This window comes from Sphaerisporangium flaviroseum, from assembly GCF_039537005.1.
Classification (GTDB): Bacteria; Actinomycetota; Actinomycetes; order Streptosporangiales; family Streptosporangiaceae; genus Sphaerisporangium; species Sphaerisporangium flaviroseum.
Map to the genome: position 1 here is coordinate 298590 of NZ_BAAAZR010000002.1, position 25038 is coordinate 323627.

Sequence of the window (25038 nt, forward strand, 5' to 3'; positions counted from 1 at the left end):
CGTATACGCAGCCCCGGCTGATCGGTATTCGAGGGCCCCGGGCATCTCACCGGCGACGAGGGAGGTCAGTGGTAGGTGTAGGCCTCCGGGCGGGGAGCCTGGGTGATCCTCCGGTACACCGTCGTCGGCTGGGGCCAGTTGTTGGTGACCCTCCCGGCCGCGTTCTTGTACCAGCTGTGACAGCTCGCCTCCCACACGGTGCGGGCCATCGCCTGGTCGAGCGTCCGGCGCCAGGCGTCCATCGTGGCCTGCCGTACCTCCATCGGGCCGTGCGCGGACAGTAGCGGGAGGCAGCCCATGATGTAGCGGACCTGCGCCTCGATCATCAGGATGATCGAGTTGTGGCCAAGGTTGGTGTTGGGGCCGTAGAGCAGGAACAGGTTCGGGAAGTACGGCACGGCCACGCCCAGATACGCCTCCGCGCCGCCCTTCCACACCTCGTGCAGGCGGCGGCCCTCCCTGCCGGTGATCTCGATCGGCGCGAGGAAGTCGGTCGTCTGGAAGCCGGTCGCGTAGATGATCGTGTCGGCCTCGCGTGTCGTGCCGCCCGCGGTCTCGATGCCCGACGGCACGATGCGGGTGATCGGATCGGTGACGAGCTCCACGTTGGGCCTGGTGAGCGCCGGGTAGAAGTCGCTGTCGATCACGATGCGCTTGCAGCCGATCGGGTACGACGGCGTCAGCTTGGCGCGGAGCTCGGGATCGTGGACCTGCTGCTCGAGGTGGTCCTGGGCCCGCTTCATGAGCAGCCGCCTGCTCCACCCGCCGACGAGCACGGGGAAGACCACGCCCTCGATGAACCGGTAGATCCGCTCGCGGTTGGCGCTCTGGATGAGGGGAAACCGCTTGAAGACCAGCCGGGCGCGTGGCCCGTACTCCCCGTCGGGCTTGGGGATCACCCAGTTCGGCGTGCGCTGGTAGACGTCGAGCCGGCGGGCCACGCGGGCGACGCGGGGGATGAACTGCGCGGCGGAGGAGCCGTTGCCGATCACCGCGACGTGGCGCCCGGTGAGGTCGTGATCGTGATTCCAGCGGGCGGAGTGGAAGGCGGTGCCCTGATACGTGGAAAGCCCTGGAATGTCGGGAAGACGAGGCCGGTTGAGCTGGCCCACGCCGGAGACGACCACGTCGAAGAGCCCTTCGTCCCCTTCGGTCGTCGTCACCCGCCACCGGTTCAGCGACTCGTCGAACGTCACCGCCGTGACCTCGGTGTTCAGCCGCAGATGCGGGCGCAGGCCGTACTTGTCCGCGCAGTGCTCCAGGTAGGCGAGGATCTCTTGCTGCCGCGGATAGCGCCGGGTCCAGTCATGACGCTGCTCGAACGAGTAGGAGTAGAGATGGGACGGCACGTCGCAGGCGGCACCCGGATAGGTGTTGTCGCGCCAGGTGCCGCCGAGGCCGCCGGCCTTCTCGAAGATGGTGTACGTGGTGATCCCGGCCTTCCGCAGCTGGATCCCCATGCACAGCCCGCCGAAGCCCGCCCCAATGATCGCTACCGTTGGTGCCATTCGCCAGCCCTCCGGGTGTCAGGACGTACTTACACTAGATCGTGCCGATAGTCTGCGCACGTGTCCCCGACAGCGTTGTCCGCGATCATCGCGGAAATTGAATCGACGTATGATCCGGCTTGGGCGGAGCCCTGGGACGCTGTAGGCCTGGTTTGCGGAGATCCGAAGCAACCCGTGAACAAGATCCTGTTTGCGGTCGACCCGGTGGCGAGCGTGGCCGACGAGGCGCTCGAGTGGGGCGCCGGCCTCATCGTCACCCACCACCCTCTCTACCTGCGGGGCACGACCACCGTCGCCGCCGACACGGTGAAGGGCGCGCTGATCCACCGCCTGATCAGGAACGACATCGCCCTCTACACCGCGCACACCAACGCCGACGTGGCCGACCCCGGCGTCTCCGACGCCCTCGCCAGGGCGGTCGGGCTCTCCGGGGAACTGCGCCCCCTCCGGCCCGCACCCGACGATCCACACCGGGGCCTCGGCCGCGTGGGTGAGCTGGACACGCCCCTCACCCTCCAGGAGTTCGCCGACCAGGCCGCCCGGGGGCTCCCGCGCACCGCGTGGGGCCTGCGGGTCGCCGGCGACCCGTCCCTCCTCGTGCGCACGGTGGCCGTCAGCGGCGGCGCGGGGGACTCCCTTCTCGATACGGTCCACGGCGCCGACGTCTTTCTCACCGCCGACCTGCGCCACCACCCGGCCAGCGAGTTCATGCAGTCCGGCGCGGCCGGCGCCGGACCGGCGCTGATCGACGCCGCCCACTGGGCGACCGAGTGGCCCTGGTTGCCCCAGGCGGCCGAGCTACTCACGTCCGGGTTGGCCGCCAAGGGGATTAGTGTGGAGACGCGCGTCTCCGAGACGGTCACGGACGCCTGGACGACAACAGCACAGTGCGAGGAATAAGTGAAAGCAGCCCCGGAAGCACAGAAGCGTCTGCTCGAGCTGGCCGAGCTCGACTCCGTCCTCGACCGGCTGGCGCATCGCCGCCGCACGCTGCCCGAGCTGGCTGAGATCGACGAGCGTTCGGCCAAGCTCGCCCGTCTGGCCACCGAGGTGATCTCGGCGGAGACCGAGATCGGCGACCTCGCCAGGGAGCAGGCCAAGGCCGAGTCCGACGTCGACGCGGTGCGGGTCCGCGCCGAGCGCGACCAGAAGCGCCTCGACTCGGGCCAGGTCTCCTCGCCCAAGGACCTGTCCAACCTCCAGTCCGAGATCGCCTCGCTCCACCGCCGCCAGGGCGACCTCGAGGACATCGTCCTGGAGATCATGGAGCGCAGGGAGGCGGCGGAGGCACAGGTGGCGCGGCTGACGGCCGAGCGCGCCGAGATCGGCACCGGCCTTGCCACCCTGGAGGAGAAGCGCGACATCGCGCACGGCGGCATCGACAAGGAGAGCGAGGAGGCCAAGGGCCGGCGCGGCGGCATCGTCGCCGACATCCCCGCCGACCTGCTGACCCTGTACGAGAAGCTCCGCGCGCAGTACGGCGTCGGCGCGGCCATGCTGCAGGGCGGGCGGTGCCAGGGGTGCAAGGTCTCCCTCTCGATCGCCGACATCAACCGCATCCGCGCGGCGGCCCATGACGAGGTGATCCGCTGCGAGGAGTGCCGCAGGATCCTGGTCCGCACTCCCGAGTCCGGCCTGTGAACCTCGTCGTCGAGGCCGATGGCGGATCCCGGGGCAATCCGGGCCCCGCCGGATACGGCGCCGTCGTCAAGGCCCCCGATGGGCAGGTGCTGGCCGAGGCGGCCGACGGTCTCGGGGTGACGACCAACAACGTCGCCGAATACCACGGTCTGATCGCCGGCCTGCGCTCGGTGCTCGCGCTCGCGGGTGACGGCGCCACGGTCGAGGTCCGCATGGACTCCAAGCTGGTCATCGAGCAGATGGCCGGCCGTTGGAAGATCAAGAACGAAGGGCTGCGCCCGCTCGCGCTCGAAGCGGCCGGCCTGGCCAGGCGCCTGCGCGTCACCTGGAAGTGGATTCCCCGCGAGCGCAACCGCGACGCCGACCGTCTGGCCAACGAGGCCATGGACGCCGCGGCCAAGGGCGCGAAGTGGCAGGGCGACTCCGTCCCCGCCTCCGCGTCGACCGGGTCCGCCGGGCCGGTGGACGTCACGGGGCCTGCCGGGCCGCCCGTCGACGCCGTCGCCCCCGTCGCCTCCGAACCGGTCGCGAGCCTCACCGAGTCGAAGGCCGGCGGCTGGATGGGGCCTTCCAGGACCGCCACCTCGCTGCTGCTGCTCCGCCACGGCGAGACGCCGTTCTCCGTCGAGCACCGGTTCTCCGGCATCGGTGACCCCGCGCTGACGCCCAAAGGCGTCGCCCAGGCCGAGGCCGCCGCCGCGCGGCTGTCGCGCAAGCCGTACCAAATCGACGTGATCGTCAGCTCTCCGCTGCGGCGTGCCCGGCAGACGGGTGAGGCCGTCGCCTCGCGTGCCGACCTCAAGGTCATCGTCGACGACGGGCTGCGTGAGGTCGACTTCGGCGCCTGGGAAGGCCACACGTTCACCGAGATCCAGCGCCGCTGGCCCGCTGAGCTGGCCGCCTGGCTCGACGACCCTTCCGTGGCGCCTCCCGGTGGCGAGAGCTTCGAGGAGGCGGCCCGCCGGGTCGAGGAGGCCAGGGACAGGCTTCTAGTGGAGCATCAGGGCAAGACGGTCCTGGTCGTCTCACACGTGACCCCCATCAAGCTCCTGCTGCGCTTCGCCCTGCTCGCGCCTCCGGAGGCGCTCTACCGCATGCACCTCGACGTGGCGTCCCTCTCGTCGATCGACTACTTCCCCGACGGGCCGTCGTTGGTCAGGGCGCTCAACGACACCGCACACCTTCGCTGATCGCATGGCGCCCTGAGCGCCATATCCCACCTGGTGAGGCCGCTTCTGGATCAATGACGGCCGGTGTTCCGGTAAACTAGGAGAAGAGCGGACGAGTCGGCCGGGCGACCGCGTCGGGGCTTTTCGAAGCCCCGCCGAGGAAGGTCCGGGCTCCACAGGGCAAGGTGGTCGGTAACGCCGACCCGGGGTGACCCGCGGGACAGTGCCACAGAAAACAGACCGCCTCTCCGAACTGGGGAGGTAAGGGTGAAACGGTGGTGTAAGAGACCACCAGCGCCCACGGTGACGTGGGCGGCTCGGTAAACCCCACCTGGAGCAAGGTCAAGAAGGGTTCCTCCCCGGAGGATCCCGCGCGCGGCGTTCGAGGGTGACCCGCCCGAGTCGCGCGGGTAGACCGCTTGAGACCGCCGGCAACGGCGGCCCTAGATGGATGGTCGCCCCTTCGCGCAAGCGAAGGACAAAACCCGGCCTATAGGCCGACTCGTCCGCTCTTAACCGTATGACCAGGGGAAACGTCCTTCACAGGATCAAGAACCCTGGGAACCTGTCATCAGACGGTGCAGTACGCCCTCGGCGAGCGCCGTACCGGCGAAGGCGTGCCGCAGATCGTGGTGACGCATCTTCGTACGTGGGCGCGCCGTGATCTCGAAGCGGTCATGGATTTCACGGTGAGGTGCGCGGGATGGCGAGCCCAGGGGAAGGACATTCCGGCCTGGTCACACCGTAGTAGGCCATGGCGGCGGCGAGCAGGCCCAGGCCCCACAACGTGTAGCCGAACATCTCCATCGACACCTTCCAGACCGGGGCTTGGGCCAGGTTGCCCTTGCCGAGGAGCCATGCCGTCATCCCGGCCACGCCGAAGTAGCCGGCCAAGCCCGCGCCGACGAAGAAGGCGGGTCCGAGCACGAGCCATCGCGGCACATGACGTCCTGCCAGCGGGACCACCCAGCGCGGCCAGATCCTGCCGAACCGGTGGACCAATGCCAGCGGCAGAAGGGTGCCGGCCAGGATCAGCAGGGCGACGAAGATCCCGAAGGGCGAACCGGGCGCGAACGGCAGCGGCTTGTGCGCCGTGATGGAGTCGAGTACCAGCGCGGTCACACGAGCCCCGCAGCCGGCGATCGCGACATAGGCGGCGAGGTAGGCCCACCGCGGTGTGGGATCGGTGCGCCGCTCCGGCGAACGGCCGTGGACTCGGGCGCAGTGCAAGCAGGCCCGCCGGACCCGGCGCTGCTCGGCGACGGCACACGCCAGCGTCAGCACGCCCGCCGTCGCTCCCGCCGCGCGGGTCAACAGGCTCCCCCAGTGGTCAACCTGGCCGAATAGCATGGCGGCAAGGCTGATGGCGAGCATGTACGAATAAACGATCAGCCCGGCGCCGGCCACCCACGCCAGCGCCACCAGCCCCCACCGCACAGGCGCCGCCCAGTGGTGTCCGATCCCGGCGGCGATCACCGAGCACACCGCCGTGGCCATGAAGGCGAGCGTCACCGCCATCCACCGGCCAGGCGAGAACGGCTCCTCAGGAGGAGCCAACGGCGCCCCTGGGTCTGTCAGCCACCACACGTGGGCCACACCGTAGGCCGCGCTCCACACCGCCGCAACGCACGGCCACCTACGCCACCCGCTCCACACCTCGGCTCTCATCCCGACTCCTCAGCTCCGTGCACGATGACTCGGTGAAGCCTGCCCTGCCCGACCTGTGACCTCGCTGAGGGACGCTGAGAATCCACTCAACTGCGGACCGCCCGCTGGGTGTTGCGCGTACCCAGCCGGCCGTCGTGTCGGACGGACTCGTTCACTTCACCGCCACTCGACAGGAGAAGGTTTCCTCCAACTCCATGGACTGAAGTGCGGTGGCACGCGGGACGGCGAGCCCGGGGAGAGGGCGGTCCAGCTCGGTCCGGCAGCACCGTGCCCCAGCGTATGGACAGCCCGTGTGGTCACACGGTCACCTTGTCCAGGAAGGAGTACAGGTTGGCCCGGGCACGGGCGATCTTCTCCTCCAGGGTGAGGGTCTCGTCGATGGTTCCGCCCCCTGGGGCCTCCTTCTTGCCGCGTGTGTAGAGGGAGCAGGCGAGGTCGGTGCACATGTACTGCCCGACCGAGTTGCCCTGGCGACCGGCCTCGCCGGTTCGGCGCGCGGTCATCAGCGCCACGCCGCCGTTGGTGTGCGTGGTCAGGCACAGCGAGCACATACTGCGTGAGGTGAAGCCGCGCGACGCGCCGGATGTGGCCCGGAGCGCGATTCCCACGAGGGGGCCGTCGCGTTCTGCTCCCGCGAGAGGGCCGTCGCGTTCGGCGATCAGGTAGGCGCGTTCCGGCGCACCCGGATCTCGCCAGCCGAGGAAGTCGAGGTCGTCCCAGGGACGGTCCGCGAGGTCATTGGGCAGGTTGAGACGTTTGACCTCGCCCTTGGAGCAGTTGATGAACGATGTGCGGATGTCGTGTTCGGTGACTGGTCTCATGGGCGGCGAGGCTAGCTTTCTTAACGGTAGTATGCAAATGCTTAAAGCCTGTAAGAAAGCGAGAAGGGCGGCACATGGCACGCGCGGGAGTGACCGCGGAACGCCTGACCCAGGCGGCGGCGGACCTGGCGGACGAGATCGGTTTCCAGAACGTGACCGTCTCGGCGCTCGCGCGCGGATTCGGTGTCAAGCCCGCGGCCCTGTACTCACACATCAAGGACGCGCGGGACTTGAGGGTCAGGGTGGCGTTGCTGGCCCTGGCGGAGCTCGCCGACAGGGCCGCCGCCGCCCTGGCCGGTCGCGCGGGCAAGGACGCGCTGGTGGCCTTCGCGAACGCCTACCGGGACTACGCGAAAGAGCATCCGGGGAGGTACGCCGCGGCGCAGATGGAGCTCGACTCGGAGGCGTTGCCGACCAGCGCGGGGCGTCGGCACGCGGAGATGACGCGGGCGATCCTGCGTGGATATGAGCTGCAGGAGCCCGGCCAGACGGACGCGGTACGGATGCTGCACAGCACGTTCCACGGGTACGTGAGTCTGGAGACGGCGGGCGGGTTCCGCCGCCACCCGCGCGAGGCGGACGCCTCGTGGTCCGCGACCCTGGACGCCCTCGACACCGTCCTCAGAAACTGGCCAGCGGGTTGATGACCTGGCCGCCACAGCCGACGCGTCACCGGGCTGATGACCGCCACAGTCGACGCGTCACCGGCTGGTGACCGCCACGCTTGACGTGTCACCGGCTGGTGACCGCCACGCTTGACGTGTCACCGGCTGGTGACCGCCACGCTTGACGTGTCACCGGCCTGGTGACCGCCGTAGTCGACGTGCCGCCGGAGAACCCCGGTCAGCGGCGGTGCAGGCGGAAGTAGTCGAACTCGGCCGTGGCCCCGGTGCCTCCAAGGGAGATGAGCCCCACCCGAAGGCCGGCCTCGGCGGGTAGCGTCCAGACTCCGCCGAAGGTCCACGTACGGCCGTCGCGGCTCGTGGCCGCCCGGAGCTCGTGTTCCCCGTTGCGCCTGTCGACGCGGTGGACGAGACGCAGCCAGGTCGTGTCGGCGGGGGGTCCGACGATCGTGCCGCCGTAGGCGATGCGGCCGGCGTAGGGCATCTCCTTGCCGAACTCGGTCTGCCGGGTGTTCCAGATCGCGACGTGGACGAGCTTGGTGTAGAGGTCGTCCCCGGCATACGCGATCAGGCCGGCCTGCTGGTAGTTGCGTACGGTGTCGGTCCCGAGGTCGATGCGGAGCCTGGTCTCGACGGTCCAGTCTCCCTTGGGCGCCTCGCGCAGGAGGACCGAAGCGGTGTTGTTCTCGCGGTTGAGCTCGGCGTCCTGAGTCGGCCAGCGCAGAGCCCCGCTGCTGAGCTCTCCCTGGGGTGAGCGCACCCAGGTCCACCCCGGTCGCAGCCCCGCGCCGTCGAACTCGTCGCTCCGGCCGCGGTCGAGGGGGCCGAGCCGGGGAGTGGGCGCGAGCTTCGGAGGTACGGCCGCGCCGGATGCCTTCTGCGGGTCCTCCGAGGCCCACGCGCCGCCCCGGACGGTCGGCCAGCCGCCGATCCAGTCCAGCCGGTCGATCAGCATGGGCCGCTCGTTGATGCCGAACGGCTCGTCGAGGTAGGGATCGGCGCGGTCGATGGCGTGGTAGAGCAGCCAGTCCTGCCCGGTGGGGCCGGTCACGACCGCGTTGTGCCCGGTGCCGACCCAGCGGTTGCCGTTCGGGGCGACGACGATCGTGCCGCCGGCCCGCGAATCGGTGAGCGGCACGCCCTCACGGTCGACGTACGGCCCGGTGATGGAGCGGGAACGGCCGGCGTAGACGCTGTACCCGGTGGTCGGGCCCGCGCAGCAGTCGGCCGACGAGGCGAACAGGTACCAGTAGCCGTCGCGGCGCAGCAGGTAGCCGCCCTCGAAGCGGTTGTCGATGGCGATCATCGTGGGCTCGCCGGTGGCGCGCCTGCCGGTGGGGTCCAGCGTCGTGATGAAGATCCCGCCGTAGTAGGAACCGTAGACGAGATACTCGGTCCCGTCGGTGTCGACCGCGTGGGCGGGGTCGAAGGTCCACTTGAAGTCGCCGGGGCCGCCACCGCCCCTGCGCGGGCCCACGACCGGTGCCCCCGAGTCGGTCCACGGGCCCGCCGGTGTGGGCGCGGTGGCCATCCCGATCGCGTTGTCGTTCGGCTCCGGGGTGACGGTGGTCTGCGTGACCACGTAGTAAAGGCGGTACTCGCCGTTCACACGGCGGATGTCGGGTGCCCACAGGCTCGCGCCCGCCGCGGTGTCGGCCCACGAGGGGAGTGTCCCGGCGGTGAAGGCGTCCCCGACATAGCTCCAGTCGGTCAGGTTCCGCGACCGGGAGATCGGGAGGTAGTGGGGCGTTCGTTCCCCCTCGCGCAGCGGATCGCTGGTCCCGAAGGCATACCACCAGCCGTCCTCGCCCTTGACGATCGAAGGGTCGGCGAAGGTGTCGGCGAAGGAGCGGCTGACCGGGTTCACGTAGGTGCCCGGCCCACCGCCGAGACGCGCGGCGCCCCCGCCCGGGACGGAGGCGCCCACAGCCGCGAGGCCTGACGGCGAGCCATCCGTGGCCACCGTGACCTGGGCTGCTGTGACCGGAGTCGCCGTGGCCGGAGCCGCCAGGAGGAGGCAGGTCACTCCGGTGAACGTCGCGACCACGCGCTGAACGACTCTGGCACCCATGAAGACTCTCCCGATCCGGCTCGCTCACGATCCTTTCCCCACCTATGTACAACGTTGCATACAACGTTGTACATAGGTGATTTCCGCTGGGATCAAGCCCTGTGCGGCGAAAGAGTGCCTTCACCACCGGCAAGGAGCGATTCTCCGTAGGATCGCCGCATGGCGACGAAGGCAGCGCCGCGTCTGCTTCCCATCTGGCTCGCCCTCGCCCTGGCGGCCCTGGCGGGCTCGCTGGTGCTGGTGACGGTCATCCTCGTCGGCCTGCGGGTCCTCGGGGTGACCGATGTCCGCACCGAACCGCTGCTCACCGGTGCCACCATGTTCGACCTCCTCAAGATCGCCTTCGCTGTCGTCGCGGGAGCCGGTGGCGTTGTCGCGCTCGTCATGGCCTACCGGCGTCAGCGTGTCGGTGAAGCGGCCGAGCTGCGCGAGGCGACCGCGCTGTTCAACGAACGCTTCGCCACAGTGACCGACAAGCTGGGGCACGCGGAGGCGGCGGTCCGGCTGGCGGGCGTCCACGGGCTGGCTGGTCTGGCAGACGACGCGCCCACCCGCGCGCTCCGCCAGACCTGTGTCGACGTCCTGTGCGCCTATCTGCGCGTTCCCTACCAAAGTGTCACCGACGACGAGATAGCAGGCCGGGCTTACCGCGAGGTTCGTCACACGGTGCTCCGGTGTATCGCCGCCCGCCTCCGGCCGGGCAGCGAGGTCTCCTGGCGAGGATGCGACCTCGACTTCTCCGGTGCGGTCTTCGACGGGGGCGATCTGTCCGGAGCGGTCCTCCAGGAGGGCCGGATCAGTTTCGCCGACGCACGCTTCGTGTCCGGTCCGCGGTTCTTCCTCGACGTGGCCTTCATCGGAGCACGGGTGGGTTTCGAGCGGGTCGCTTTCACCGGCGACGTCGGCTTCTCAGGCGCGAAGTTCCTCGCGGGCACCGCCGACTTCTCCGGCGTGACCTTCACCGCCGGGACCGCCTCGTTCTCCGATACGACATGGAACGAAGGTGTGGCCGTGTTCGCAGGCGTGACGTTCGCCGGTGGGCGGGCCGACTTCAGGAAGGCCGACGGCCCCGCGCCGTCAGGACTGCTCGTGAGCGGACGTCGCCGGGACGAGGTCGTGCTCCCGGAGGCCTGGCTCAGCTCATCTGGCTGAGCCGCTCGCCGGCCAGCTTCGCGACGGCCCGCGCGCGGACGAGGCTCGACGGGCTATCCGCCAGATCGGCGGCCAGCTTGGAGCTGTCCAGCGCCTCCTCGTACCTGCCCAGGTCGATGAGCACGTCCGCGTGGGCCAGCCTCACGTCATAGGAAGCCGGCTCCATCTGCAGGCTCCTCCCGTAGGCCCGAAGCGCGTCCTCGTACCGTCCCGTCGCCTGCAGAGATCCCCCGAACTCGCGAAGCAGGCGCGGATCGTCGATGTCCAGCGCGATCGCCCGATGCAGGACGGCCAGCGTGCCTTCCATGTCCCCGGCCTGGCGGAACGCCCGGCCGAGATCCGCCGACAGGCCACCGATGCGCTGGACGTCACCGATCGTGTGCGCGTGTGCCAGCGCCTGCTCCAGATGGCCGGCCGCCTCGGTGAGGGCGCCGTCGACGAAGCACATGTGGCCGAGCAGCGCGAGGAGGTCGATGTGCACACCGGCCTCGGACGGCGTTTGAAGGCCTAGCCGGCAGCGATGACGGGCCGCCGCGAGCGCGCCCTGGACCCAGGCGTCCTCCGCCGCCGCCAGATGCCGGTAGCGGACCAACGCTTGGTCCCGCCGCGGGGCCGCACGCAGGGCGGCTTCCGCGAAGCGGTCGCTGCCGAGCCCGTACCAGCGACCGCCGAGATGCCGCTCCTCGGTCAGCACCTGCCGGGAGCGGAGCGCCCTGACCACCTCGTTGGGCATGCCCCGCGTTGTCGCCGGCCCCTCCCATGCGGTCCTGGTGCGACGTGCCTCTTCCACGAACGTGCTCGCCACCCAGCTGAACAGGGTGTCGACCGGCATCCCGAGCTGGGCCGCCACTTCGGCGACCATCCGGCGATACCAGGCGGCCAGTTCGTCTCTCAGCCGGCTCAACGGCGGGATGTGCGGGACCTCGATCTGGTGCAGATCGCGGGCCAATCCCGTCCAGGTAGCCGAACAGACGATCTGCAGACGCAGCGGATCCACGAACTGCCCCGTCACCTGCACCTCGGTCCCCATACCGTCGGGCAGGCTGATCGACGCGAGGTCATGTGCCAGACGCAGCGCCTCTCCGGGCGCGAAAAACCGCTGTGTGCGGCCAAGCGGACCCGTGATGGCCTGGAACGCCTCGTTCTGCTGGAGGGGAGGCAGCCGGCGGCGGCGCTGACCGAACTGCACCAGCCGGGCCTCGTCGGCCAGGAGATCGGCGAGGTGCTCCTCGCGCAGGAGGAGCAGGACGTGCAGCTGGGGGTGGTCGCTCAGGCTTGAGAGCAACTGCTCCATGAAGTCCGCGCGCTCCGGCCAGCGGCTCGGATAGGCCGTGTACAGCTCCTCGAACTGGTCGATGGCCGCGAGAACCGTCAGTGGATCACCATCGCTGCCATACCGGGCCGGGATGTCGTGCAGGAAGGCCGTCAGCGTGGCGCCGCTGAGGTCCGCCGGTCGTTCGTCGGGAAACCAGTGCGACAGCAGGGAGAACACGTGGACGTTGCCCCATCCCTGGTCCGGCGTGACGCCGCCCGCCCCGCGCGCCACCCGGCCGACCGGAAGCAGGTGCGCGTCGCCGAGATCCACGCGCGGCAGGACTCCGGCTCTGAGGAGCGAGGTCTTGCCCGATCCCCGCGGGCCGTACAGGACCACCAGTTGAGTGGCCTCCCACAGATCATGGATCTCCGCGGCGACCCGGGCCCGGCCGAAGAACTTCGTGGCGTCGTGAAAGCCGTATGGGACCGGCCCCACATACGGCCGCTCGTCACCGGCTTCCCTGCCGATCACGGGTAGCTTCCGATCTTGAGGCGTAACTCTTTGCAGAAGTCGGTCACCGTACCCCAGTAGATGGAGACGTTGAATCGCTCCAGATCCCTGAGAACGAAGGTCCTGGCCTCTTCCTCGCCGGCCTCCGAGCTGTGCAACGGAGCCAGCATGACGCTGATGTTCCTGCGCCGCTGGGCTCGGGACAGGGACCGGAGCAGACCGTGGAAGAGGAAGCGGAAAGTCCAGTCGTTCAGGCTGTAGCCGATGAAGAACACCGGTTTGGCGGTCAGCGCGTGAAGCACCGGCAGTGGTACGAGCGTCGAGCCACCGGTCACCCGTTCCTCCGTGAGCTTCACCAGGTATTCCAGGTAGTCGCTCTCGGTCAGCACTAGCGACTCGGGAGACGACATGCTGCCGTGCAGGTGGTAGACGAGTGGCTGTTCGACACTGGGCGAGTAGCGCTCCAACTCGGTCGGCCGCCGGGGGACCTCCTCGTACCAGGGCGGAATGACCGACGTCGGCAACTTGCCTCGCAAGAGGAGCGCGTCCTGCATGAAGTTGTCGTAGTTGGTGGTGATGAACAGGGGAATGGGGAACTCGGCGAGCAGGCCGTGCACGTCATTCGGGTCATTGAAGTCCGGCACGTCCCTCGACACCAGGGCGCGGAATTCCTCCTTGACATCTATCGAGTCACGTGAAATGACGCTGGCGTACTCGGTGACCCGCGCGAGGTTCCAGGTGTCGGTGAAGGGATAGCCGTAGCGGTGGGCCAGCACATCAGCGATCATGCCGGCGGTGGGCACCGTGCCGGCGACGGCACCGGCACCCAACATTGGCGTGCAGTCGCCTTGTCGCAACTGGTGGATGAGGCGTCGCCAGTCGGCATCGTCCATGAACACTCCGTGAGAGGGTGCCTTTAGGATCCCCCTTCTTCGCCTCCTTGCCCAGCCTTTGGTGAATTGCCGTGATAGCACCTTGTACGTGCGATCCTTCGTGAGCACGCCCGCCCGGAAGCCGGAACGGGCCTGATGTGGCCTCTGGGCGGCTGATCGCTACTTATAACTGGAAAGCCGCCGAATGCCGCAATAACGGCCGCATTCCCGATTAGCGGCTACCGGTAAATGGTTCAGGGCCGGCGGTCCCGTGATTTCTTTTCGTTATTGTGTCGTCTGTTTGATCTATCGCTACTTTCGTGCCGCGTTACTGCTTCACTGAATGGGTATTCCCTGGTCGCAGTGCTACCGCAGTGGCACGTACAAGGTCCGATTCATCGGAATTCAAGTGATATGGGGGAACCGAGTGATTCCTCGGGGAAAAGGTCCTTTCATTGGTAGGTCCGCGTGGTCCTTGGCGGTCGCCACGGCGATCACCGGCGGAGTCGTCGCGCTGTCATTGCCGGCCACGGCCCAGGCAGGCACGGAGGTGCGCACCGTCCAGGGACACCGGGTGACGCACACCACCGGTCACGCTCCCGCCGCCCTCGTCACCGCCACCACCCGGAAGCCACCGGTCGGTGATGACGGTGACGACGGGAACTCCAGCAGGAAGAAGTGCTGCAAGAAGTGCCCGCCCGGTCCTCCTGGTCCTCCCGGGCCTCGGGGCAGGGGTGACGGCATCGACACGGCGTTCCAGGGGAACAACAAGTTCATCGGGCTCGCCCAGGGCAACGGCCCGACGTTCATCCGGGACCCACGCACCACCCCGAAGTGGAACGACATCTCCACGCTGGCGAACTACCCGGGCAACGTGACCGACGTCAGCCTGGCCGTGATGGGGAACAACCTGCACGTCACGGTACGAAGCCTGACCGGTCTGGTCGCCCAGACGACATGCGTGGTCAACCCGACGCCCGGCACGGGAGGCAACCCGGCCTGGCCCGGCAACTGCGGTGCGTTCGTCAACCTCACGCCGCCGCTCTAAGCCTCACCAGAGCCGACGACGCGACAGCGAGTGCCGCGCCCGGGGTATCCCGGGCGCGGCGCTGCCGTCTCAGGTGAGGGCCCGGTTCAGGCGTTGATCGCCACGCCCTGGGGAACCAGCAGGAACACCTTGGGCGCGATGCGGTCCATGTCCCCGCCGCGCCCGAACACCAGCCCGGCGGCGAAGTCGACGAGCGGCTTGGCGTCCGAGTCCGACATGCCGGTGAGGTCCATGACCACGGGCAGGCCCTTGCGGAAGAAGTGCCCCACGTAGAGGACCTCGTTGTAGTCCTGCGGGCGCAGCGTCTTGATCACGCTCATATCCGGCCGGGTACCCCGAGAGGTCGTCCCGAACTCGTGCTCATCAGGACCGCTGGTCCTTCCGGAATCCGCCACGTCGCAGACGCTAACACCGAAGATCGCCCGCCGTGCGCGTACGGGCTAAAACCCCTCGAAGAGGACCAGTGACTATGACCCAGGTCCTTCTGGTGCACTAGTCCGCCAATCCCGGCAGATACCCCTGCACCACACCGGTCACGCACGCCCGTACACCTCGTGCAGCCCTGCCGCGATGCCGTCGAGCCGGATGCCGGGGGACCGTGCGAAGCGCGGCGCAGAGCCGGTCACGGCGGCGGCGGTAGTGCGCGCGGCAGAGCGCACGACGATCCAGGCGACGGGCCGCGCCCGCAGCAGGTCAGCGGGCGTCCCACTCGCTGAGGATCCGCGCCTCCTTCTCGGGGGCGATGCCGTGCCGCTTCCAGGAGGGGAGACGGTTCTCCAGGGCGGTGTGGTCCTGATCCTTCAACCAGTCCCATGTGTCGCGGACGGTCTCGCCGACCGGACGGCAGCGCAGCCCCGCCGCCTCGGCCTTCTCGGTCACCACATCCCACGCGCCCACCTCCCCGGGCGTGACGGGGTTCCAGAGGGGCAGCTCGGTCCACGGCTCCACCCCGTGGTCGAGCAGGAACCGGTCTTCCACCCAGACGAGCTCGGCGCCGGAGCCGGTGGCCTCGACACAGTCGCCCAGCCACCTGCCGAAGGTGGTGTTCCCGGCGGGACCCGTGAGCAGGAAACGGTCGTTCACCCCCTTGGCCGCCTGATCCAGGGTGAAGGTCGCGATGTCACGGGCGTCGATGAGCTGCATCGGAAGGCCGGGATCGCCGGGCGCCAGGACCCGGCCGCCCTTGGCGATGCGGCGCAGCCACGCGGGCAGCCGGCCGACGTTCTCCCACGGGCCGAGGATCAACCCGGGCTGGATGTTCAGGGCGTTGCCGTCGAAGTAGTGCTCCACCGCTCGCTCGCACCCGGCCTTCAGCACGCCGTAGTCGCCGTCGTCCGGCCCGGCGTCAGGGGAGCACTCCCACCGGGGCGCCGACTCGTCGACGCGCTCGGCCGGCCAGTCGGAGACGGCGGAGATGCTGGATATGAACGCGTACGTCGAGGCGTGTCCCGAGAGGGCGCGAGCCGACGCGGCCACCACCCGGGGAGTGAAACCGCACACGTCCACGACGGCGTCCCACTCACGGCCCGCCGCGAGCGCTTCCAGGTCCGCGGGGACCTCGCGGTCGCCCCGGACGGCGGTCACCCCCGGCAGATCCTCTCCGGACCTGCCCCGGTTGAAGGTCGTGACGTCGTGCCCCTGCCGCAGGGCCTCCTCGACGATGGCCCGGCCGAGGAACACCGAGCCGCCGATCACCAGAATTCTCATGGCGACCACTCTCGACCCGGGAACCGCTCCGGCCGGATACTTTCACGGTCAGCGGATCCGCTAGGAGCGGACGCCGGCCACCGGAGTGAAGCCCTCGCGGTCGAGCACGTGCACACGCGCCGTTCCGATGTCGAAGTACAGGCCGACCAGCTGCAACCTCCCCGAGCGCTCCAGCTGGGCCACCGTGGGATACGTGCGCAGGTTGTCGAGCTGCTGCATGACGTTGATCCGGCAGAGCCGGTCCATCGGGGCCTCGTCCTCCTCCTCGCCGGAGGACAGGATGTAACGCGCGAGGGTGTGGTGGCCGTGGCACAGCCAGCGGTCGAGGCCGGGCAGCCCGCTCGTCTTCTCCCCGGCGCTGAGCAGCGTCGCCATCGCCCCGCACCGGGAGTGGCCGCAGACCGTGATGGTGTGGACGTCGAGGGCGGTGGTGGCGTACTCGATCGCCGCCACGACCGAATCGTCGGAAGGGGGCGCGCCGTGCCTCGGCACCAGGTTGCCGATGTTGCGGACCGTGAACAGGTCACCGGGACCGCTGGCGGTGATCAGGCTGGGCACCACGCGGGAGTCGGCACAGGTGATGAACAGATGTGAGGTCTCCTGCCTTCGCGCCATGCGGGTCAGGAACGGCTGGATCAGGGGCGCCGTGCGCCGTTGGTAGTCGACGGCGCCCGCCAGCAGGTCGGGCACGGCGTCCCCCCGCCGGCGCGGCTCGGTCCGAGGGGGCACCCAGACGTCGCCGTGCCGGACCGGGATGCTGGACAGGGGGCCGCCCCGGCGGTAGGCCCGGGGAAGCCACCAGCGGTCGGGAGCCCGTGGCGGCGTCTTGGACGACGAGACCCGCGTCCCGCTCGCCGCCGAGGTGTACCACTCGTCATGGATCTCGTCGATCACGATCGTGCCGCCGGCGCGCTCGTGCTCCAGGCGCCAGCCGTGCAGTGCCTCGAAGGCGGCGTTGTCCATGAAGTCGACGTTGAGATCGAGGTCGACGGTGGCGCCCGCCGGGATCGCCCGCAGGTTGTCGGTGAGGAGCGGCACACCCACGAAGGTGAGCGAGCCCGTCACCACGACGTGCCAGCGGTCGTCCGGCTCCAGGCGCACCATGACCGACACCCGGGTGAGGCGGCGCAGCGCGAACAGCGCGGCCAGGCCGAGACCGACCAGCACCCCCTCGGCCAGCCCGATCACGACGACGGCGCCCATGGTGAGGACGTAGATCGGAAGCTCGCCGTGCCCGTGCAGCCCTCGCGCGGTGCCGAGGTTGACCATGCGCACGCCGATGAAGACCAGGAGGGCCGCGAGCGCTTCAAGCGGGATGAGCGTGACGGTCCAGCCGAAGCAGACGGCGAACAGCAGCACCCATACGCCGTGCATGACGGTCGACCACCGGCTGCGCGCCCCGGCGCTCACGTTCGTCGTGGTACGGACGATCACCCCGGCCACGGGCAGGCCGCCGAGGGCTCCGGAGACCAGGTTGGCCACGCCCTGCCCCGTCAGCTCTCGGTCGAGATCGGCACGTGGTCCCTGATGGAGCCGGTCGGCCGCCACCGAGCACAGCAGGGACTCCACACCGGCGATCAGCGCCACCAGCAGCACGGCGCCGGCGATGCCGTGCCAGTCGCCGCTCGGCACCGCCGGTGTCGCCCACTCGCTGAACCCTTTCGACAGGTCGGCTCGGGCGATGTCCCAGCCGAACACTCCGGCCGTCGCCGCCGCGATCGCCAGCGCGGCGAGCGGGGCGGGGACCACGCGCACTCGCGGCAGCCGGGGCCACAGCATGAGCACGGCGATGGTCAGGACCCCGACCGCCACCGCGTGGCTGTGGTTGTGCACGATCTGGTCCGGCAGTTCGAGGATGTTCTCCACGGCGGACCTCTCCGGCTGGCCGCCGAGCACCACGTGAAGCTGTGACAGGGCGATCACCACGCCGACGCCGGCGAGCATGCCGTGGACGACCGCGGGAGAGACGGCGAGCGCGGTCCTCGCCACCTTGAACGAGCCCAGCACGATCTGCAGCACACCGGCCATCAATGTGATCATGCAGGTGGCGCGCCATCCGTACGTGCGCACGAGCTCGGACACGATCAGGGCGAGTCCCGCCGCGGGACCGCTGACCTGGACGACCGATCCGCCCAGCGGGCCGGCCACCAGGCCGCCGATGACGGCGGCGATCAGGCCCGCGATGAGCGGGGCGCCGGAGGTCACGGCGATGCCGAGAGAGAGGGGCACGGCGACCAGGAAGACCACCAGCGAGGCCGGTAGGTCGTGTCGCAGCACCGAGACGACACGTTGGGTTATCAGTCGGCTACTGTGCGTGTCCCCGTTCATGTGCCGACCATACGACGCGACGGCCGTTTGATTAAGGCTTTGGCCGCCGCGTTTTACATATGACGGGACAACACTGGTCGATCAGCGGTAATAGTCGGGATAGTCGGTGTCGGCCGGTCGGCGGTGACCGCCGCGCGGCGACGCCTGCGACGACTGCGTCGGCGACGGGTCGGGTGTGACGGCACCGCCGGTGCCCGAGCCGTAGAGCTCGCCGTACGACGGCCAGCTTCCGCCGGTGTTCGGCCTCGGCTGCTGCGGCCACGGCGCGGAGGAGGTGTCCGGCGCGGAGTAGCGGTCGGCCTCGTAGGCGCCGTAGCCCAGTGCCGATCCGGAGGGCGAGTCGTCGACTCCCGGCGCCTGAGGCAGGTCGCGACCGGCGTTCGTGTCATACGCGGAGCCCGCGCGTGACGGGCCCATCGGCAGGCCGCCCGCGGGAGTGGGCCCGTTCGCCGAGTCGGAGTCGTCGATCGTCGCCCAGCCGGGGCGCACCTCGTAGGAAGGCGCGGACGGCGTCACCGGGGTGGGCGGCGCCGCGGTGTACGAGGTCTCGGGGGTGTAGGTGTCGCGGGTCGCGTACCCGTCGTAGGAGGGCAACTGGTAGTCGGACGCCTTCCACGTCTCCTTCGACGAACCGGCCGCCGGAGTGGCGGGGCCGTCGAGGATGTCGTAGGAGCCGGTGGCCGGGTAGGCGGGCTGCGCCGGCCAGGACTGGCCCGCGGGGGAGTCACCGGTCGCCGGGGTGGTGCCCAGGGGATCGTACGACCCCGGGGTGGGCAGGGAACCGGTGCCACGTGCGCCGCCGGTCGCGCGCGGTGCCTCGTACGAGCCGGTCGAGGAGCGCCCGGCGTCGAACGCGCCGCCGCGAGCGGCCTCCGTGGGCCCGGTGGCCGGGGAGTTGCCGGAACGGGGGTCGCCGGAACCCGGTCCGGTGAACAGGGGGCCACGGGACGCCGCGCCGTTGGAGAGCGGACCGCTGGACAGCGGGTCGTGCCCTAGGGAGCCGGTCGGATGGGGACCGCCGGGCAGCGGGCCGGTCGTCAGCGGGCCGCCGGACAGGGGGTCGGCCGTGGAACGGCCGGTGGCGGGGCGGCCGGCCGGGCCGGTGACGGCACTGCCCGCGGCGTCGGGTCGTCCCGCACCGGTGCGACCGGGCTCGGCGCGGCCCGCGGTGCCGCGTCTCGCGTCGGTGCGCCGGGGGTCGGCGCCGCGTCCGGGGGCGGTGCGCCCGGGGTCGCCGCCGGAGTCGGAGCGCCGCCTGGGCTTCGCCCGCGCGGAGTCGGCGATGCCGAGCGGGTCGGCGGGGTCGGGCCGCGAGGGACGGCGCGTGCGGGAGGACTGCTGCGACGTGCCGATCGCGCCCAGCACGTCGGCGGCGGACGCGGCCGGAGCGGGCGCCTGCGGGATCGGGGCGGAGAAGGTGGCGGTGCGCTCGGACGCGGCGGCGGAGGAGGTGTTCCGCGCGGGCTCCACCAGGTCGGCGAGGCCGGTCGGCCGGGTGGGAAGGGGCGCCTGGACGGTGGCCGCGTTCGCGTCGGCCTCCTGCCTGTCCTTCGGCGGGGTGGGCCTGGCGGACGGGGAGGCGGGGGCGGAAGGGGAGACGAGGTCGGGACGGCTCGCTCCGACGCGCGCCGCGATGGTGCCACCGAAAGCGCCGTCGTCGGCCCGGACACGGGTCCAGTAGTCGTCGTCGTAGTCGTCGGCGTCGCCCCACTCGTCGACGCCGCGGCGGCCGCGCGATGAGGCGGCCTGCTTGCCACGAGGAGCCGGACGGCCGCCGGGGCGCCCCGCGGGGCGGGACGCGGGCCTGCCGTTGCCCGGGCGCAGGCGGGCGGTCGCCCGCTCAGGCTCCTGGAAGGCGTCGAAGCCCTCGGGGAAGCTCTCGAAGAACGTCTCCTCGGCGGGACGCCCAGGACGTTTGGCGGTTGGATCGGTCGCCTGCTCGGCCATCTTGCGCAGTCGCTCGGGAGGCAGGTTGCTCTCCCGGCGGTTCATCGACCGCATGCCGAGTGCCACGACCACCAGGACGAGGAGCACGACGGCTACGAGGCCGAATATGACCGCGATCATTGCACCACCTTCATGGCCATGGCCTTCCAGTGGCGCTGGTGAGACCGCGCGGCCATCGACGCGATCTGCTCCCGTTGTCCACCTGCGCACAGGGATTGCATCTGATTCTGTCCGACCACTATGACCGTTGTCACACCCTACGAGAAGATCTGGTATCCATAACTACCTTCGGTGCTCAGCATGTCACTCGATGTGGGCCGCCGAGAGGCGGCCTCGGGCGATGGTGTGCTGGGCGATGCGCTCGAGGGTCTCGCGGAGGTTCGCACCCTCCTTGAGCTCGAGCTTCGAATCGAGCGCGTAGACACTGAAACGATAGGTGTCATCTGGACGGCATGGGGGTGAGTAGCCCACCCTGCCGCTGGAGGTCATGCCTTGCAGGGCGCCTCTGGGCACGCTGTTCTGCGCCAGCTCGGTGGTGAGCGGGTTGATGTCGAACAGCACCCAGTGCACTTCAGCCGCTCCCTGCGCGTTGTTGGCGTCGACCACCAAGGCGATCGACCTGGTCTGCTTCTGTGGCACACCCGACCACCGCAGCGGCGGGTTCCCGACCTTGCCCGTGCAGGTGTAGTCGGCCGGGAGGGGCGCCGCGTCGCGGAACCGCGGGCTGGAGACGCTGAGCCCGTCAAGCGAACGCTCGACCGGCGAACCCCCACCCACGATGCCACAGCCGGCGGCCGCCGTCGCGACGATCGCCGCGACCACGGCGATGCGTCCGCTGCGTCCCATGCGCCCATCGCGCACGGAGTTTCTCGGCTGCCCCATGCCCGCTGATGCTACGCGGATCCGAAGGGTGCGCTGACCCCATCGACCGAATGCGCGGCGGCGTGAAGCGCTCGAATCAGCCACAATCAAGGCATGGACGGGGCGAAGTCGGACACGCACATGACGTTCCGCGTGCTCGGCCCGCTGGAGGTCGATCGTGACGGCGGCCGCATCGACATCGGTGGCCGGCGGCTGCGGACGCTCCTCGCGTTGCTGCTGCTCAGTCCCGGACAAACGGTGCCCTTTCCCATATTGGTCTCGGGGGTGTGGGACGGCGATCCACCCAGCGCGGTCGGCAACGCGCTGCAGGCCCTGGTCTCCCGTCTGCGGGCGTCTTTAGGCCGAGATCTGGTGGCCGCCGAGACGTCAGGTTACCGGTTGGTTATATCTCTGGATCGAGTTGATTCCTACTGTTTCGTCCGTCTTGTCACTGAGGGGCGTGCGGCGCTCACCCGTGGTGACGCCGCCGAGGCCAGACGGGTTCTCACGGACGCGCTGGCCCTCTGGCGAGGGCCGGCACTCGCCGATCTGGCCGGGGTCGAGGCCGCGGACGCGGAGATCGCCCGGCTCGAAGGGCTCCGCCTGGCCGCCATAGAGGACCGGATCGACGCCGGGCTGTCGCTCGGGGCCTACGCCGAGGTGGCCGGTGAGCTCTCCCCGCTGATCGCCGCCCATCCCCTCAGGGAGCGGCTGCGCGGGCAGCTCATGCGGGCGCTGTACGGCTCGGGGCGTCAGGTCGAGGCGCTCGCCGCCTACGAGGCGGCACGTACCGACTTCGCCGAGCGGCTCGGCACCGACCCCTCACCCGAACTCGCCACCCTCCACCTCTCCATCCTGCGCGGAGCCCCCCTTCCCACCACCACCCCCGAACCATCCCCACCCACCCAAGCCGGCCCGCCCCCTGAGGCACACCAACGCGACCAGCGGCGACCGGAGGGGTCCGCGTCCGGGTTCGAGCGATCGCGGGGATCCGCGTCCGGTTACACAGAGGGGCCCGCGTCCGGTCTCACGGAGGGATCCGGGTCCGCGTCCGGTCTCACGGAGGGATCCGGGTCCGGGTCCGGGCGATCGGAGGGATCCGGGTGCGGGTCCGGGCGATCGGAGGGGTCCGCGTCCGGGCGGGGGAAGCCGGCGCCGGGGGTATACGTGCCGGGTGGGAAGAAGGGCAATCTGCGCGCGCGGCTGACCAGCTTCGTCGGGCGGGAGAAGGACGTGCGGCACACCGGTTCGATGCTGGCGAAACATCGCCTGGTCACGCTGCTCGGGCCAGGAGGCGCGGGCAAGACCAGGCTCGCCGTCGAATCCGGCGAGGCATTGGCCGACGAAACGCCCGATGGCGTCTGGATGGCCGAGCTGGCACCGGTCCGCGACCCCCAAGGCGTCCCGCAGGCGGTGCTCGCCGCACTGGGGCTGCGCGACACGCGCCGCGCACCCGTATGGCCGCCGGGCGCGGTCCCCCCGGAGTCGGTCGATCTGACCACCCGGCTCGTGGCCGGGCTCGGCTCGCGGCGGCAGCTGATCATCCTCGACAACTGCGAGCACGTGATCGACGCCGCCGCGCGGCTCGCCGACCGGATCCTGGCCGAGTGCCCGGGCGTACGCATCCTCGCCACCAGCCGTGAGCCCCTCGGCATCACCGGCGAGTTACTCTGGCCGGTCCAGCCGCTCGACCACGAGCACGCCCAGAACCTGTTCGCCGACCGCGCCGCCACGGCCCGCCCCGGCTACGTCGTGGACGGCGACGCGGTGGCGGTCGCCCGCATCTGCCGCGAGCTGGACGGCATGCCCCTCGCGATCGAACTGGCCGCCGCCCGCCTGCGCACGCTGTCCGCCGCGCAGATCGCCGACCGCCTCGACGACAGGTTCCGCCTGCTGACCGGCGGCAGCCGTACTGCGCTACCGCGCCACCAGACCCTGCGAGCGGTGGTGGAATGGAGCTGGGACCTGCTGGACGAGCGCGAACGGGTGCTCGCGCGCAGGCTCGCGGCCTTCGCCGGCGGATCGACGCTCGACGCGGTGGAGACGGTGTGCTCCGGCGAAGGGCTGCCACGGGAACAGGTGCTGGACGTCCTCGCCAGGCTCGTCGACAAATCCCTCGTCATCTGTGACAACGAGCGCTACCGGATGCTGGAGACCATCCGGGCGTACGCCATGGAACGGCTGCGCGAGTCGGGAGAGGAACGTCCCGTACGGCTCGCGCACGCACGGTTCTTCACAGGTCTCGCCGAGACGGCCGAACCGGAGCTCCGCCGGGCCGACCAGGTGAGGTGGCTCGCGACCTTGTCCGACGAGCACGACAATCTCACCGCCGCACTGCGCTGGGCCGCCGGTGCGCAGGACCACGATCTCGGGCTGCGCCTGGTCGGTGCGCTGGGGTGGTACTGGTTCCTCGCCGGCCGCCGCTCCGAGGGCGCCCAACGCGCCGCCGAAGTGATAGCCCTGGTAACCACCCCCAGGGCCCTCACCCCGCCCCCACCCTGCACTGTCGAAACCGCTGGGGGCGCCGGCACCTCCGTAGCTCCGGGGACGGCCATTTCGGGCACGGCCATTTCGGGCCGCGCGGTTCCCGGCGCCGGCTCGGCCGCACCCGGCGTCGCCGCCGGCGGTCCGATCGGTGGGTTCGCCGGTGGCATGGACGGCGATGCTCCTCTGGGCCATGCGGCCATGGCCGACATAGGCGCCGCCGACGGTGTCGAGCCCAGGATGCTGGCGCTCGCTCTTACGGTCTGCGGGATTCTCATGGCGGGCGGTACGAACCAGTGGCACGACTCCAAGGTGGTGCTGCTGAAAGGGGTCCGCCTGGCCCGGGCCTCGGTCCCGCGGCCATGGCCGGCGATGATCTCGCTCGCCGAGCCGGTGCTGGGCCTCTTCCAGGACCTCGCACCCGAGCCCGAGCACTTCGCGACCGAGCTTTTCGACGATCCCGATCCATGGGTGGTCGCCGCCGCCCACCTCATACGTGCGCACATCCACTACGACCGTGGGCAGATCGCCCAGGGCGAGGCCGACGTCCACAGGGCACTCGACCGCTTCAGGGCCGTGGGCGACCGGTGGGGTGTCGGCACCGCCATGGGCGCCCTCGCGGAGGTGAGCACGCTCCGCGGAGACGACGCCACGACGATCGCGGTCGTCAAGGAGGCCCTCGCGCTGGTCGACGAGATCGGTGCCGTGGAGGACACCCCGTACATGCGCACCCGCCTGGCCATGGCGTTGAACGCCTCCGGCGACCGGGCCGGCGCGCAAAGGGTGCTGGACCAGGCGCTGGACATCTGCCGGACCGCGGGCGACCGGATGGGGGAGTCCGGTGTGCACAGTGTGCGCGGTGACCTCGCCCGCGAGGAGGGGAAGCACCGGCTCGCCAGACTGCACTACGAAGAGGCGATCCGCCTCGCCACGGACCCGGCGGTCTTCCCCGCGCATTTCCGCGCCCTGCTGCTCTCCTCTCTCGGACTGCTCGAAGAGCAGGCAGGCGACCTGCGAGCGGCGCGGCGCTCGCACGCCGAGGCACTGCGGCTGGCGCTGGACGCCCATGACGGCGCCGCCTTCGGTCTCATGCTCATCGCACTGGCCGGCCTGGTCGTGTGCGAAGGGGACGCCGCGAAGGCGGCGACCCTGCTGGGGGCGGCGGCCCGCCTCCGCGGCATCGACGACGTCATCGGCTACGACCACGTACGGATCACTGAAATGACAACGGCCGCGCTCGGCCCGGAGGAGTACCACCGGTGCTTCGAGCGCGGCCGATCCATGTCGCGCGAGGAGATCGACTCCCTTGCGGAGAAGTACCTCGCGGAGCGGTAGCCCCCTCGCCTGGTCAGCCGCGTGAGCGGTAGCCCCCT

At 70.2% G+C, this 25038-nt stretch carries 19 protein-coding genes and 1 other RNA gene; 8 read left to right on the top strand and 12 right to left on the bottom strand.

All coding sequences use genetic code 11. The features are described 5' to 3' along the window. Positions 1-65: 65 nt before the first annotated feature. Positions 66-1508, bottom strand: coding sequence for a flavin-containing monooxygenase (locus ABD810_RS07585; RefSeq protein WP_344936061.1), 1443 nt, complete (start codon positions 1506-1508; stop codon positions 66-68). Between the two features lie 84 nt (positions 1509-1592). Here ABD810_RS07585 and ABD810_RS07590 point away from each other — a divergent pair, with 84 nt between their 5' ends. From ABD810_RS07590 to rnpB, 4 genes are all read left to right on the top strand, one after another. After that, positions 1593-2408 carry a Nif3-like dinuclear metal center hexameric protein gene (locus tag ABD810_RS07590; RefSeq protein ID WP_344937537.1) on the top strand — a complete coding sequence of 272 codons (816 nt, stop codon included), beginning with the start codon at positions 1593-1595 and terminating at the stop codon, positions 2406-2408. After that, positions 2409-3149 carry a zinc ribbon domain-containing protein gene (locus tag ABD810_RS07595; protein ID WP_344936063.1) on the top strand — a complete coding sequence of 247 codons (741 nt, stop codon included), beginning with the start codon at positions 2409-2411 and terminating at the stop codon, positions 3147-3149. Beyond that, a complete protein-coding gene (locus ABD810_RS07600; protein ID WP_344936065.1) occupies positions 3146-4339 on the top strand; it encodes a bifunctional RNase H/acid phosphatase in 1194 nt (397 codons plus the stop codon). The genes ABD810_RS07595 and ABD810_RS07600 overlap by 4 nt, the downstream gene beginning before the upstream one ends. Before the next feature lie 92 nt (positions 4340-4431). Continuing rightward, positions 4432-4827: RNase P RNA component class A (rnpB, locus tag ABD810_RS07605), an RNA gene on the top strand. Positions 4828-5002: 175 nt separating this feature from the next. Here the strand turns inward: rnpB and ABD810_RS07610 are convergent. Both ABD810_RS07610 and ABD810_RS07615 read right to left on the bottom strand, forming a co-directional pair. Continuing rightward, positions 5003-5875, bottom strand: a complete 873-nt coding sequence (locus ABD810_RS07610; protein WP_344936067.1) for a hypothetical protein — start codon at positions 5873-5875, stop codon at positions 5003-5005. A 407-nt stretch (positions 5876-6282) separates the two neighbouring features. Next, positions 6283-6807 carry an FBP domain-containing protein gene (locus tag ABD810_RS07615; protein ID WP_344936069.1) on the bottom strand — a complete coding sequence of 175 codons (525 nt, stop codon included), beginning with the start codon at positions 6805-6807 and terminating at the stop codon, positions 6283-6285. Between the two features lie 74 nt (positions 6808-6881). Here ABD810_RS07615 and ABD810_RS07620 point away from each other — a divergent pair, with 74 nt between their 5' ends. Then, a complete protein-coding gene (locus tag ABD810_RS07620; RefSeq protein WP_344936071.1) occupies positions 6882-7451 on the top strand; it encodes a TetR/AcrR family transcriptional regulator in 570 nt (189 codons plus the stop codon). Positions 7452-7650: 199 nt separating this feature from the next. Here ABD810_RS07620 and ABD810_RS07625 read toward each other — a convergent pair whose 3' ends face one another. Next, entirely contained in the window at positions 7651-9501 is a 1851-nt protein-coding gene (locus ABD810_RS07625; protein ID WP_344936073.1) for a glycoside hydrolase family 43 protein, read from the bottom strand. Positions 9502-9660: 159 nt separating this feature from the next. Here ABD810_RS07625 and ABD810_RS07630 point away from each other — a divergent pair, with 159 nt between their 5' ends. Further along, entirely contained in the window at positions 9661-10653 is a 993-nt protein-coding gene (locus ABD810_RS07630; RefSeq protein ID WP_344936076.1) for a pentapeptide repeat-containing protein, read from the top strand. On the opposite strand, the gene ABD810_RS07635 is transcribed toward ABD810_RS07630, so the two are convergent. Further along, positions 10637-12439, bottom strand: coding sequence for an nSTAND1 domain-containing NTPase (locus ABD810_RS07635; RefSeq protein WP_344936078.1), 1803 nt, complete (start codon positions 12437-12439; stop codon positions 10637-10639). The genes ABD810_RS07630 and ABD810_RS07635 overlap by 17 nt on opposite strands. After that, positions 12436-13311, bottom strand: coding sequence for an SIR2 family NAD-dependent protein deacylase (locus ABD810_RS07640; RefSeq protein ID WP_344936080.1), 876 nt, complete (start codon positions 13309-13311; stop codon positions 12436-12438). The genes ABD810_RS07635 and ABD810_RS07640 overlap by 4 nt, the downstream gene beginning before the upstream one ends. Before the next feature lie 454 nt (positions 13312-13765). On the opposite strand from ABD810_RS07640, the gene ABD810_RS07645 reads away from it, so the two are divergent. Further along, complete coding sequence (locus ABD810_RS07645; RefSeq protein ID WP_344936082.1) at positions 13766-14338, top strand: hypothetical protein; 573 nt, start codon at positions 13766-13768, stop codon at positions 14336-14338. A gap of 86 nt (positions 14339-14424) precedes the next feature. On the opposite strand, the gene ABD810_RS07650 is transcribed toward ABD810_RS07645, so the two are convergent. The 6 genes from ABD810_RS07650 to ABD810_RS07675 all read right to left on the bottom strand — a co-directional run bounded on the left by ABD810_RS07650 (position 14425) and on the right by ABD810_RS07675 (position 21166). Then, positions 14425-14658, bottom strand: a complete 234-nt coding sequence (locus ABD810_RS07650) for a cell division protein SepF (protein ID WP_344936084.1) — start codon at positions 14656-14658, stop codon at positions 14425-14427. Positions 14659-14871: 213 nt separating this feature from the next. Next, entirely contained in the window at positions 14872-14997 is a 126-nt protein-coding gene (locus ABD810_RS07655; RefSeq protein WP_344936086.1) for a hypothetical protein, read from the bottom strand. Between the two features lie 34 nt (positions 14998-15031). Further along, entirely contained in the window at positions 15032-16045 is a 1014-nt protein-coding gene (locus ABD810_RS07660) for an NAD-dependent epimerase/dehydratase family protein (RefSeq protein WP_344936088.1), read from the bottom strand. A 60-nt stretch (positions 16046-16105) separates the two neighbouring features. Continuing rightward, positions 16106-18373: a SulP family inorganic anion transporter gene (locus ABD810_RS07665; RefSeq protein ID WP_425566863.1), complete on the bottom strand. Its 2268-nt coding sequence runs from the start codon at positions 18371-18373 to the stop codon at positions 16106-16108. An 81-nt stretch (positions 18374-18454) separates the two neighbouring features. Next, on the bottom strand, positions 18455-20440 hold the full coding sequence (locus ABD810_RS07670) for a hypothetical protein (protein ID WP_344936092.1): 1986 nt from the start codon (positions 20438-20440) through the stop codon (positions 18455-18457). A gap of 183 nt (positions 20441-20623) precedes the next feature. Beyond that, a complete protein-coding gene (locus ABD810_RS07675) occupies positions 20624-21166 on the bottom strand; it encodes a YbhB/YbcL family Raf kinase inhibitor-like protein (RefSeq protein WP_344936094.1) in 543 nt (180 codons plus the stop codon). Between the two features lie 129 nt (positions 21167-21295). Between ABD810_RS07675 and ABD810_RS07680 the strand changes: the two genes are divergently transcribed. Continuing rightward, on the top strand, positions 21296-25000 hold the full coding sequence (locus ABD810_RS07680; RefSeq protein ID WP_344936096.1) for an AfsR/SARP family transcriptional regulator: 3705 nt from the start codon (positions 21296-21298) through the stop codon (positions 24998-25000). The last annotated feature ends 38 nt before the right edge of the window (positions 25001-25038 follow it).

Bases quoted from the DNA above. Each gene is read 5' to 3' on its own strand.
- ABD810_RS07660 (WP_344936088.1), bottom strand. From the start codon at position 16,045: ATGAGAATTCTGGTGATCGGCGGCTCGGTGTTCCTCGGCCGGGCCATC.
- ABD810_RS07615 (WP_344936069.1), bottom strand. From the start codon at position 6,807: ATGAGACCAGTCACCGAACACGACATCCGCACATCGTTCATCAACTGC.
- ABD810_RS07675 (WP_344936094.1), bottom strand. From the start codon at position 21,166: ATGGGACGCAGCGGACGCATCGCCGTGGTCGCGGCGATCGTCGCGACG.
- ABD810_RS07630 (WP_344936076.1), top strand. From the start codon at position 9,661: ATGGCGACGAAGGCAGCGCCGCGTCTGCTTCCCATCTGGCTCGCCCTC.
- ABD810_RS07650 (WP_344936084.1), bottom strand. From the start codon at position 14,658: ATGAGCGTGATCAAGACGCTGCGCCCGCAGGACTACAACGAGGTCCTC.
- ABD810_RS07585 (WP_344936061.1), bottom strand. From the start codon at position 1,508: ATGGCACCAACGGTAGCGATCATTGGGGCGGGCTTCGGCGGGCTGTGC.
- ABD810_RS07625 (WP_344936073.1), bottom strand. From the start codon at position 9,501: ATGGGTGCCAGAGTCGTTCAGCGCGTGGTCGCGACGTTCACCGGAGTG.
- ABD810_RS07670 (WP_344936092.1), bottom strand. From the start codon at position 20,440: ATGATCGCGGTCATATTCGGCCTCGTAGCCGTCGTGCTCCTCGTCCTG.
- ABD810_RS07665 (WP_425566863.1), bottom strand. From the start codon at position 18,373: ATGAACGGGGACACGCACAGTAGCCGACTGATAACCCAACGTGTCGTC.
- ABD810_RS07680 (WP_344936096.1), top strand. From the start codon at position 21,296: ATGGACGGGGCGAAGTCGGACACGCACATGACGTTCCGCGTGCTCGGC.
- ABD810_RS07620 (WP_344936071.1), top strand. From the start codon at position 6,882: ATGGCACGCGCGGGAGTGACCGCGGAACGCCTGACCCAGGCGGCGGCG.
- ABD810_RS07640 (WP_344936080.1), bottom strand. From the start codon at position 13,311: ATGGACGATGCCGACTGGCGACGCCTCATCCACCAGTTGCGACAAGGC.